This window comes from Streptomyces sp. NPDC054813 (assembly GCF_053611365.1).
On record NZ_JBSHAF010000004.1, the window covers coordinates 149,963 to 161,809 of the forward strand.

At 71.0% G+C, this 11,847-nt stretch carries 6 protein-coding genes; 3 read left to right on the plus strand and 3 right to left on the minus strand.

Going from position 1 to position 11,847, the window contains the following annotated elements; translation table 11 throughout:
* Positions 1 to 6: 6 nt before the first annotated feature.
* Entirely contained in the window at positions 7 to 2,727 is a 2,721-nt protein-coding gene (gene ppdK, locus ACWGJB_RS09220) for a pyruvate, phosphate dikinase (protein WP_453379582.1), read from the minus strand.
* A 463-nt stretch (positions 2,728 to 3,190) separates the two neighbouring features.
* A complete protein-coding gene (locus tag ACWGJB_RS09225; protein ID WP_453379583.1) occupies positions 3,191 to 4,414 on the minus strand; it encodes an ROK family protein in 1,224 nt (407 codons plus the stop codon).
* A gap of 120 nt (positions 4,415 to 4,534) precedes the next feature.
* On the opposite strand from ACWGJB_RS09225, the gene ACWGJB_RS09230 reads away from it, so the two are divergent.
* The 3 genes from ACWGJB_RS09230 (at position 4,535) to ACWGJB_RS09240 (ending at position 10,509) form a co-directional block, all read left to right on the plus strand.
* Positions 4,535 to 5,956 carry an MGH1-like glycoside hydrolase domain-containing protein gene (locus ACWGJB_RS09230; RefSeq protein ID WP_453379584.1) on the plus strand — a complete coding sequence of 474 codons (1,422 nt, stop codon included), beginning with the start codon at positions 4,535 to 4,537 and terminating at the stop codon, positions 5,954 to 5,956.
* A 64-nt stretch (positions 5,957 to 6,020) separates the two neighbouring features.
* Positions 6,021 to 7,958, plus strand: coding sequence for an amylo-alpha-1,6-glucosidase (locus ACWGJB_RS09235; protein WP_453379585.1), 1,938 nt, complete (start codon positions 6,021 to 6,023; stop codon positions 7,956 to 7,958).
* A 979-nt stretch (positions 7,959 to 8,937) separates the two neighbouring features.
* Entirely contained in the window at positions 8,938 to 10,509 is a 1,572-nt protein-coding gene (locus tag ACWGJB_RS09240; RefSeq protein WP_453379846.1) for a sulfatase-like hydrolase/transferase, read from the plus strand.
* Between the two features lie 23 nt (positions 10,510 to 10,532).
* Here the strand turns inward: ACWGJB_RS09240 and dusB are convergent, their stop codons facing one another.
* Positions 10,533 to 11,720 carry a tRNA dihydrouridine synthase DusB gene (gene dusB, locus ACWGJB_RS09245; RefSeq protein ID WP_453379586.1) on the minus strand — a complete coding sequence of 396 codons (1,188 nt, stop codon included), beginning with the start codon at positions 11,718 to 11,720 and terminating at the stop codon, positions 10,533 to 10,535.
* Positions 11,721 to 11,847: the final 127 nt, after the last annotated feature.

The following is an 11,847-nucleotide window of genomic DNA, read 5'->3' on the forward strand; positions in this document are numbered from 1 at the left end:
ACTGCCTCAGCGGTGGTCGCTGCCCGCCGACTGCGTCGCTGCCCGGCCTGCCTCCAGGCGGGCCACCGGGATCCGGAACGGGGAGCAGGAGACGTAGTCCAGGCCCACCTCGTGGAAGAAGTGGACGGACTCCGGGTCACCGCCGTGCTCGCCGCAGACGCCCAGTTTCAGGTCCGGGCGGGTCGCGCGGCCGGCCTGGGCCGCCGCTGCCACCAGGGAGCCGACGCCGTCCCGGTCGATCGTCTCGAAGGGGGAGACGCCGAAGATGCCCTTCTCCAGGTACGCGGTGAAGAAGCTCGCCTCCACGTCGTCCCGGCTGAAGCCCCAGACCGTCTGCGTCAGGTCGTTGGTGCCGAAGGAGAAGAACTCCGCGGCCTCGGCGATCTGGCCCGCCGTCAGGGCGGCCCGCGGGAGCTCGATCATCGTGCCGATCGAGAGTTTGAGGCTGGTGCCCGTCGCCGCTTCCACCTCCGCGATGACCTGGTCGGCCTCCTCGCGGACGATCTCCAGCTCCTGGACCGTGCCCACCAGCGGGATCATGATCTCCGCGCGCGGGTCGCCCTTGGCGTTCTTGCGTTCGGCCGCGGCCTCGGCGATCGCGCGGACCTGCATGGTGAACAGGCCGGGGATGACCAGGCCGAGACGTACGCCGCGCAGGCCCAGCATCGGGTTCTGCTCGTGCAGGCGGTGGACGGCCTGCAGGAGCCGGAGTTCGTTCTCGTGCGGCTCCTGGCGGGACTCGGCGAGGGCCACCCGGACCGAGAGTTCCGTGATGTCCGGGAGGAACTCGTGCAGCGGCGGGTCGAGGAGGCGGACCGTCACCGGGAGGCCGTCCATGGCGGAGAGGAGTTCGACGAAGTCCTTCTTCTGGAGCGGGAGCAGGGCCCCGAGGGCCTCCTCACGCTCCGCCTCGGTGTCCGCCAGGATCAGGCGTTCCACCAGCTCACGGCGGTCGCCGAGGAACATGTGCTCGGTGCGGCACAGGCCGATGCCCTGGGCGCCGAAGCGGCGGGCCCGCAGCGCGTCCTCGGCGTTGTCGGCGTTGGCGCGCACCCGCAGCCGGCGCTTGCGGTCCGCGAACGCCATGATCCGGTGCACCGCCTCGACCAGTTCGCCGGCGTCGTGGGCGCCCGCGTGCATCCGGCCCTCGAAGTACTCGACGACCGGGGAGGGCACGACCGGGACCTCGCCCAGGTAGACCTTGCCGGAGGAGCCGTCGATGGAGATGACGTCGCCCTCCTCGACCACGTGGCCACCGGGGACCGTCATCCGCCGGCGCTTGGTGTCGACCTCCAGCTCCTCCGCACCGCACACACACGTCTTGCCCATGCCCCGGGCCACCACGGCCGCGTGGGAGGTCTTGCCGCCCCGGGAGGTCAGGATGCCCTCCGCCGCGATCATGCCGTCGAGGTCGTCGGGGTTGGTCTCGCGGCGGACCAGGATGACCTTCTCACCGGAGCGGGACCACTTGACCGCCGTGTACGAGTCGAAGACCGCCTTGCCGACCGCCGCGCCCGGCGACGCCGCGATGCCCCGGCCGACCGGCTGCGCCTTCGCCTGCTCGTCGAAGCGGGGGAACATCAGCTGCGCGAGCTGGGCGCCGTTGACGCGCTGCAGGGCCTCCGTCTCGTCGATCAGGCCCTGGTCGACGAGCTGGGTCGCGATCCGGAAGGCGGCGCCGGCGGTGCGCTTGCCGACGCGCGTCTGGAGCATCCACAGCTGACCGCGCTCGATGGTGAACTCGATGTCGCAGAGGTCCTTGTAGTGGTTCTCCAGCGTCTCCATGATCTGCATCAGCTGGTCGTACGACTTCTTGTCGATGCTCTCCAGCTCGGCCAGGGGGACCGTGTTGCGGATGCCCGCGACCACGTCCTCGCCCTGGGCGTTCTGGAGGTAGTCGCCGTAGACGCCCTGGTGGCCCGAGGCGGGGTCGCGGGTGAAGGCGACGCCGGTGCCCGAGTCCGGGCCGAGGTTGCCGAAGACCATCGAGCAGACGTTGACGGCGGTGCCGAGGTCGCCGGGGATGCGCTCCTGACGGCGGTAGAGCTTGGCGCGGTCGGTGTTCCAGGAGTCGAAGACCGCGCGGATCGCGAGGTCCATCTGCTCGCGCGGGTCCTGCGGGAAGTCCCGGCCGGCCTCCGCCTTGACGATCTTCTTGAACTTGGTGACGAGCTTCTTGAGGTCGGCCGCCTCCAGTTCCGTGTCGACGGTGACCTTCTTGGCGTCCTTCGCCGCGTCGAGGGCCTCCTCGAAGAGCTCGCCGTCGACGCCGAGGACCGTCTTGCCGAACATCTGGATGAGGCGGCGGTAGGAGTCCCACGCGAAGCGGTCGTCGCCGGCCTGCTTGGCCAGGCCCTGGACGGACTTGTCGGAGAGGCCGATGTTCAGGACCGTGTCCATCATGCCGGGCATGGAGAACTTCGCGCCGGAGCGGACCGAGACCAGGAGCGGGTTGTCGGCCTGGCCGAGCTTCTTGCCCATCCGCTGCTCCAGCGCGTCGAGGTGCGCACTCACCTCGTCACGCAGTGCCACCGGTTCCTCGCCGCTGTCGAGGTAGACCTTGCAGGCTTCCGTCGTGATCGTGAAGCCCGGGGGAACAGGGAGCCCGAGGTTGGTCATCTCGGCGAGGTTCGCGCCCTTGCCACCCAGGAGGTCCTTGAGGTCCTTGTTTCCCTCGGTGAAGTCGTAAACGCACTTCGCTACGTGGGGTTCTTTGTTTTCCGACACGGGTCTCGACTCCCTGAAGGACGCGGTGGCTGCCCTGACGGCGAGGAACATACCCAGATCGAAGGCGTCTGGGTACGTCTGCTCGCGTGTCATGCGCCCGTAACCGATCGTCCGCCACCGGATCGAAAGTCAAAGGTTGGCAAGCGGAGACGGACGGATGTTTTCACTTCTTGAACGCAAGACCGCTCAGGGACGCACTATTTCGCTCAGATGAGCGGAGCGGCTGCACGCCTGATTTCGATCGATGAACGATCAAGGGGTGGCACCCAGTGCCACCCCTTGGAGAAGTGCAGTCGCTCATGATCCGCTCATCTGAGCGCAACCCTTATCAAGGGTGGCGAGAATCACGCTGCCACAGACGCCGGGATTTCACCATGCGGACACGGAATGGACGCGGAAAGCGGACGGAAACAACCGCGTCATCTCGGCCGCGGCGGCACCGACAGCGGCAGCGGCAGCCGCCTCACATCCCGAGCGCCAGCAACCGCTCCTCCACCCGCTCCGGCGCGTACAGGTGCTCCACGACCAGTGCCCCGGCGCCGATCACCCCGGCCCGGTCCCCCAGCCGTGAGGTGACGACGTCCAGGTGAGCGGTGGAGCGGGGCAGCGCCCGCTGGTACAGCAACTCCCGCACGCCGGTGAGGAACGAGGTGCCCGACAGATCCCCCGCGATCATCAGCACGCCCGGATTCAGCAGGGTCACGACCGTCGCCAGTACGTCCCCGACCCGGCGGCCGGCCTCCCTGGCCAGTGCCGCCGCCTCCGGATGACCCGAGGCGAGCAGATCGCGCACATCTGAGCCGGAGGCCGCCGGAACCCCAGCCTCCGCCAGCCGCCGGGCCACCGCGCCGCCGCTCGCGACAGCGGCGAGGCAGCCGTACGAACCGCAGCGGCACTGCGCCTCGGTGCCCACCCGGATATGGCCGATGTCCCCGGCACCGCCGTCGATGCCCCGGTAGATCGAGCCGTCGACCACCACCCCGGCGCCGATACCCGTGGAGACCTTCACCAGCACGAACGCCGAGCAGTCCGGGTGTGCCGTGCGCTGTTCGCCGTACGCCATCAGGTTCGCGTCGTTGTCCACCAGGACCGGGACCCCCGGCGGCGCGCCCGTGTGCTCGGTGAACGCCCTGGCCACACGGCCGCGTATGTCGTAGCCGTCCCAGCCGGGCATGATCGGCGGCTGGACGACCCGGCCGGTCTCGGAGTCCACGGGACCCGGCACCGCGAGGCCGATCCCGCACACCTCCGCCGCCAGGTGGCCGGCCTTCTCCAGCAACTCGGCGAACCAGCGGCCGAGTTCGGTGAGCACGGCGTCCGGGCCGTCCTGGATGACCAGCGTGCCGGAGTGTTCGGCGAGGATCTCGCCGGTCAGGGAGAGGACGGCGGCCCGGGCATGGCGGGTCTCCAGGTCGGCGGCGAGGACCACGGCGTGCGAGTCGTCGAACTCGAGGGTGATGGAGGGGCGGCCGCCGAGCGGGGAGTCGACCGGGCCGCCGGCGCCCTCGCGCAGCCAGCCGGCGCGGAACAGCCGGTCCAGGCGCAGGCCGACGGTCGCGCGGGAGAGTCCGGTGGCCTGCTGGAGGGCGCCACGGGTCACGGCCCGTCCGCTGCGCACCAGCTCCAGCAGTTCGCCCGAGCTCGCCTGTCCGCCGCCCTTGCCGGTCCTGCCGGGACGTCCGGTCATGCGCACCCCCTTGTGTTTCTCAAGCTTGCATTACATATTGAGTTTTGCGTGTTAAATAGACGTAACCCTACGGTAGCCACTGCCGAACCCGGTCGGCCGGACGTCTTCGGGGAGCCCCGAGTGGATCGCACTGCCCAGCTCACAGCCCATGCGCTCGCTTCCGAGATCGCATACGATCCACCGTCCACGCGCGCCCCCGGCACCACCGGCCCGGCGTCCCTGCACGTCAGGGCCGCACGTGTGCTCACCGACAACTGGACCGGCGGTTCGACCGTGCCGTCCCGGAGCCTGTACCCGCACCAGTGGTCCTGGGACTCGGCGTTCGTCGCGATCGGCCTCAGACACCTGTCGCCGTTGCGCGCGCAGACCGAGCTGGAGACGCTGCTGGCCGCCCAGTGGGCCGACGGACGGATCCCGCACATCGTGTTCAACCCCTCCGTGCCCCTCGACGCGTACTTCCCGAGCCCCGACTTCTGGCGTTCCTCGACCGCGGGGCGCGCCGCGGGCGCCCCGCGCACCGTACAGACCTCCGGAATCGTGCAGCCACCGGTGCACGCGCTGGCGACCTGGCTGGTGCACCTCGCCGATCCCGGCCTGTCGCGGGCGCGCGGCTTCCTGGCGACCGCCTATCCCCGGCTCGCCGCCTGGCACCGCTATCTGCTGCACCGGCGGGACCTCGGCGGCGGCGGTCTCGCGTCCGTCGTGCACCCCTGGGAACAGGGTATGGACAACAGCCCCTGCTGGGACGCCCCGCTGGCCCGTGTCGCGCCCGCTCCGGCGCGCTCCTTCCACCGCGCCGACCTGGACCACGGCGCCGCCGAGGACCGGCCGACGGATCTGGACTACGGGCGGTACGTGCGGCTGGCCACGGACTACCGGGACGCCGAATACGCGGACCGGCAGCGTGAGTTCGCCGTCGAGGACCCGGCCTTCAACGCCCTGCTCATCGCCTCCGAGCACGCCCTCGCGCGGATCGCGCAGGAGTTGGGGGCCACCGGGACGGCACGGCACGCGCGCGCGGAGCGGTTGACGGCGGCCCTGGTGGACCGGCTGTGGGACCCGGAGCGGGAGATCTTCCTCTGCCGGGACCTGCGAGGCGGACTGATCCCCGAGCGCGGGGTCTCGGGTCTGATCCCGCTGATCCTCCCGGAGTTGCCGCGCGAGATCGCCGCCGCGCTCGTCCGGACGCTGAGCGGCCCGCACTTCGGCACCGGCACGCATCTGGTCCCCAGCTACGACCTGCTCGGCGCGGCCTTCGACCCGCACCGGTACTGGCGCGGCCCGGCCTGGGCCAACACCGGCTGGCTGCTGGAGCGGGGGCTGCGCGAACACGGCGAGCGGGAGCGGGCGGACGCGCTCGGCGCGGCGGTCGTACGGACGGCCGGCGCGACCGGGTTCGCCGAGTACGTCGACCCGTACACGGGCGAGGCGTGCGGCGCGACCGGGTTCAGCTGGACGGCGGCGCTCGCGCTCGATCTGCACCACCGGCGGCACGCACCGCACCACGGACTCCGGAAACGTCAAGATGCGGACAAGAGCTGACAAAACGAGGTGTCTTCCACGGACACCGCACGTTCGACCTGGGGAACAAAGGAGGGGACCGGGGATGACGGACCGGCATCATCTGCTCGTGCACGGCGCGACGTTCGCCGCCGTGGACGACCGCGGAGACATCAGCGGCGTCCGGGGCGGCGGCTCCCCGGACGGGTTATTCGTACGGGACGCCCGGCACCTCAGCCGCTGGCAGCTGACGGTCGACGGGGCGCTGCCCGAGGTGCTCACCCCGGTCTCCGGCGGGGACGGCACCCGGTGTGTGCTGGTCCCGCGCGGTGGCCGCCAGGAACCGCCCGCGCACACCCTCTTCCGTGAACAGGCCGTCGGCGACGGCTCGTTCGCCGAGTCCCTGCGGGTCACCAGCAACCGTCCGGTGCCGACCACCATCAAGCTCGCGATCACCGCCGACGCCGACTTCACCGACCAGTTCGAACTCCGCGCCGACCACCGCACCTACACCAAGTCCGGCGCCGTACGCTCCCGCCAGGTCCTCGACGACGGAGTGGAGTTCGGCTACCGCCGGGGCGAGTGGCGGTCCTGTACGACGATCACCGCCGAACCGGCGCCGGACGGCGTCGAGGAGACCGGGACCGGCGCCCGGCGGATGGTGTGGACGCTGGACCTCGCCCCGCACGGCACGACCGAGCTGGTCGTCCGGGTCATCGGGCGCCCGCACGGCGACCGGCGGGCCCTGCGGGTGCCCCGCGACCCGGCCGCGCTGAACGAACAACTCCTGGCGCTGGAGGGTGAGTTCGTCGACGGCGTGGCCTTCCCGACCGGTTGGCCCGAGCTGGCGGCGGCCTGTGCCCGCGGCCTCTCCGACCTCGCCGCGCTCCAGGTGCCGGCCACCGGCCCGGACGGCGAGGAGCTCAAGGTCCCCGCCGCGGGCGCCCCCTGGTTCCTCACCCTGCTCGGCCGCGACGCCCTGATCACCTCCCTCTTCGCCCTCCCCTACCGGCCCCGGCTGGCCGCCGCCACCCTCCCGGCCCTCGCCGCCACCCAGGCCACCGAGGCCGGCGCGCACCCCGTGGCCCAGCCCGGGAAGATCGTCCACGAGGTACGGCACGGGGAGCTGGCGCACTTCGGGCAGGTGCCGTACGGCCGTTACTACGGCTCCGTCGACGCCACCCCGCTCTTCCTGATCCTGCTCGGCGCGTATGTGGAGCAGACCGGGGACACCGGCATGGCCCGGCGCCTGGAACGCAACGCCCGTGCCGCCATCGGCTGGATGCTCGACCACGGCGGGCTGACCTCACGCGGCTATCTCGTCTACCGCGCCGACAAGGGCGGGCTCGCCAACCAGAACTGGAAGGACTCCCCCGGCGCGATCTGCTCCGCCGACGGCGGCCGGCCGGTGGGCACCGTGATGGCGGCGGGGGCGCAGGGATACGCGTACGACGCGCTGCGCCGGACGGCGTGGGTGGCGCGGACGGTGTGGGCCGACGAGACCTACGCGGCGCTCCTCGAACAGGCCGCCGCCGATCTGCGGGACCGGTTCCAGCGGGACTTCTGGATGCACAGGGCCGCGTTCCCCGCGCTGGCCCTGGACGGGGAGGGCCGGCAGGTCGACGCGCTCGCCTCGGACGCCGGGCATCTGCTGTGGTCCGGGCTGCTCGACAAGGAGTACGGGGAGGAGGTCGGACGGCGGTTGCTGGAGCCGGACTTCTTCTCGGGGTGGGGGGTACGGACGCTGGCCGCGGGGCAGGCGGCGTACCACCCGTTGTCGTACCACCGGGGGTCGGTGTGGCCGCACGACAACGCGCTGATCGCGTTGGGGCTGGCGCGGTACGGGCTGCACGACGAGGCCCGGGCCGTGGCGCACGGGCTGGTGGACGCGGCGACGGCGGGCGGGCACCGGCTGCCGGAGGTGCTGGCCGGGTACGGGAGGGACACGCATCCGGAGCCGGTGCCGTATCCGCACGCGTGCGTGCGGGAGTCCCGGTCGGCGGCGGCGCCGCTGGCGCTGCTGACCGCGGTGGGGGGCGCGTAGCCATCGTGTCCGGCTGCGGGCCGGCGGAGCTTGTTCACGCCCGCGCGGCGAGCCGCACATCGGCACAGCCCCGCACCCCCGTCGGGGCGCTGTGTTTGCCCCTTGTTTGCCGAAAGACCTGAACAGGGGGCTTGTGTGAGCCGTACGGGAAGATGGCGGGCCAGGGCCTCCTCGGCATGGGCCCGCCGTTTCCGTTTCACGGGTCTCGCACGGAAGGACCTCCGGGTTGCCTCAGCACACGAGCATTCGCCAGTCATCGGACACGCCCTCGGGGCCGTCCGAACGCGAGGGCGCACCGGAGGCGTCCGAGGCCCTGACGTCCGAGCGGGAAGCGGCTCCCGAGATATCCGAGCCCGCCGCCGAGGCGACCGCGGACGCGTTGCCGGCGGAGCCCGGGGAGACGGCCACGGAGAGCACCGCGCCGGATGCCGAGCCCCCGGAATCCAGGCCGGAATCCAGGCCGGAATCCGCCGCCGCACCCGAATCGGAACAGGCGTCCGCCGTTACGGCCGAGCAGTCGACGTCCGTCGCCGAATCCACTGACGCCGAATCCCCTGACGCCGAGTCCGATTCCGTCGCGTCCAAGTCCGCATCCGCCGAGTCCGAGTCCGAGTCAGCATCCGCCGGGTCCGAGTCCGGGTCAGCATCCGCCGGGTCCGAGTCCGGGTCAGCATCCGACGGGTCGGATTCCGCCACCCGCCCCGAAACCGCGTCCACCGCCGGCCCCGAAGGCGTGTCCGCCGACGGCCCGGAAGCCATGGTCGCCGACGGAGGCGAGCGGGAAACCGCCCCCCCCGCCGGGCCGGACGGGAGCGACACCCCCGCCCCCGCCACACCCCGCCGTCGCGGGTGGGCCTCCTGGAGTGGGCGGGTTCGGGCGCGGCGGGAGGCCTGGCGGGACGCTCATCCCGGCGCCGCCTCCGCACTGTCCATCGGCATCAGCGTGCTGTGCGCCGCGCTGGTGATCGCCGCACTGGTGATGCCGAACACCGTCGTCGGGCTCGGACCGGCGAAGTTCCTGCGGATACCGTCCGAGGGGATCATCGCGGCCGCCGTCGCGCTGGCGCTGCCCCGGCGGCCCCGGATGGTGCTGGCCGCGGTGTTCGGCGTCGTGCTCGGTGCGCTGACCCTCATCAACTTCCTCGACATGGGGTTCAACGAGTACCTCGGCCGGAGCTTCAACGCCATCCTGGACTGGAGCCTGCTCAGCGACGCGGAGTCGTACCTTGAGGACACCCTGGGCAAGACGGCCACCGTCGCCGTCAGCGTCGGTGCCGTCGTCCTCGTGCTCCTGCTGTTCGTGCTGCTCGCCCTGGCGACGGTACGGCTGAGCAATCTGCTGGCGCGGCATCCGGGGCGGGCCACCCGCGGCACGCTGATCGCGGGTGTCGTCTGGATCACCTGCTCCTCCTTCGGCCTCCAGATCGCCGGCGGCGTGCCGCTGGCCTCCGACCGCACCGCCGGCGCGCTGGAGATCAAGGCCCGCCAGGTGCGGGACACCCTGCACGACGAGGCGGAGTTCCGGAAGGTCGCCAAGGTGGACGCCTTCGGGAACACCCCGGCCGACCAGCTGGTGCCGGACCTGCGCGGCAAGGACATGATCTTCACGTTCATCGAGAGCTACGGCCGCAGCGCCATCGAGGACCCGATCATGGCGCCCGGTGTCGACCAGACGCTCGACGCCCAGACCAAGGCTCTCACCAAGGCCGGTTACGCCGCGAAGAGCGGGTGGCTGACGTCGGCGACCTACGGCGGCAGCAGCTGGCTCGGGCACTCCACGACCATGTCGGGGCTGTGGGTGAGCAACCAGCAGCGCTACCGGACCGTCATGGCCAGCGACCACCTCAGCATCACCAAGGCCTTCCAGAAGACCGGCGACTTCGACACGGTCGGTGTGATGCCGGGCATCCAGAAGGGCTGGCCGGAGCAGAGCTACTACGGCCTCGACAAGGTCTACAACGCCTTCCAGCTCGGGTACAAGGGACCCAAGTTCAGCTGGTCGACGATGCCCGACCAGTACGCGCTCCAGCAGTTCCAGGACCGGGTGCACAGCAAGCAGCCGGCCGACGGCAAGTCACGGATGTCGTTGCTGATCCTGACCTCCAGCCACCAGCCGTGGGCGCCGATCCCCAAGATGGTGCCGTGGGACCAGCTGGGCAACGGTTCGGTCTTCGACGCCATCCAGAAGGCCGGCAACAAGGCGTCGGACGTCATCGCCGACACCACCAAGTCCCGCCAGGAGTACGGCAAGTCGATCCAGTACTCGGTGACCGCGCTCACCCAGTGGCTGGAGCGCTACGGCAACGACGACACCGTGCTCGTCTTCCTCGGCGACCACCAGCCGATCGCCCGGGTCAGCGGCAACCACGCCAGCCGTGACGTGCCGATCTCGATCGTCGCCAAGGACCCGAAGGTGCTGGACGCGATCAACTCCTGGAACTGGACCGACGGTCTGCGCCCGGCGCACAACGCCCCGGTGTGGAAGATGAGCTCCTTCCGCGACAGGTTCCTGACGGCCTACGGCTCCACGCCGCACCCGAAGACGAACTGACGCTCACGAGACCGCCTTCGGCCTCAGCCGCCGGAGGTGTCCAGCTCCGCGTCCTCGCCGATGCCCGCGCAGTCATAGGGATCCTTGAGCCAGCCGTCCGGCAGCACCACCCGGTTGTTGCCGGACGTACGGCCGCGGGGGCCGTCGGCGCCGGTGGGCCAGGGCTGGTCGAGGTCCAGTTCGTCCAGGCCCGCGCGGAGTTCGGCCAGCGAGGAGGTGATGGCGAGGCGCTTGCGCATCTCGCTGCCCACCGCGAAGCCCTTGAGGTACCAGGCGACGTGCTTGCGGAAGTCGACGACTCCCTTGGACTCGTCGCCGAGCCACTCGCCGAGCAGTGTGGCATGGCGGACCATGACGTCGGCGACCTGGCGCAGGGACGGGCGCGCGATGTCGTCGTGACGGCCCTCGAACGCGGCGACCAGGTCCGCGAACAGCCACGGCCGGCCCAGGCAGCCGCGTCCGACGACCACTCCGTCGCAGCCCGTCTCCCGGACCATCCTGAGCGCGTCCTCGGCCGACCAGATGTCGCCGTTGCCGAGGACCGGGATCTCCGGGACGTGCTCCTTGAGGCGGGCGATGGCCTCCCAGTCGGCGGTGCCCCCGTAGTGCTGGGCGGCGGTGCGGCCGTGCAGCGCGATCGAGGCGACGCCCTCCTCGACCGCGATCCGGCCGGCGTCGAGGTAGGTGATGTGGTCGTCGTCGATGCCCTTGCGCATCTTCATGGTGACCGGGAGGTCGCCGGCGCCGCTGACCGCCTCGCGCAGGATCGCGCGGAGCAGGTTGCGCTTGTAGGGGAGGGCCGAGCCGCCGCCCTTGCGGGTGACCTTCGGGACCGGGCAGCCGAAGTTCAGGTCGATGTGGTCGGCCAGGCCCTCCTCCGCGATCATGCGGACGGCCTTGCCGACGGTGGCCGGGTCGACGCCGTACAGCTGGATCGAGCGCGGCTTCTCGGTCGCGTCGAAGCGGATCAGCTGCATGGTCTTCTCGTTGCGCTCGACCAGCGCCCGGGTCGTGATCATCTCGCTGACGAACAGCCCCTTGCCGCCGCTGGCTCCATCCTTTGCTTCGCCTCCGGCGAAGGCTTCGCCTTCGGCGAAGTGCCTGCACAGAGTGCGGAAGGGCGCGTTGGTGATCCCGGCCATGGGGGCCAGGACGACCGGCGGCCGGACGGTGTGCGGGCCGATCTGGAGCGGGGTCGTGGGCTCGGACATTCCCCCATTGTCGCGTACGGCGCGCGGTGCTCGGCCGGCCTGTGGACAACCGCCGATCCCACACCCTCCGTCATGATCATGTAACACTCATTAGTTAGACGCACTATCGAAATGGGCGTACGATGGA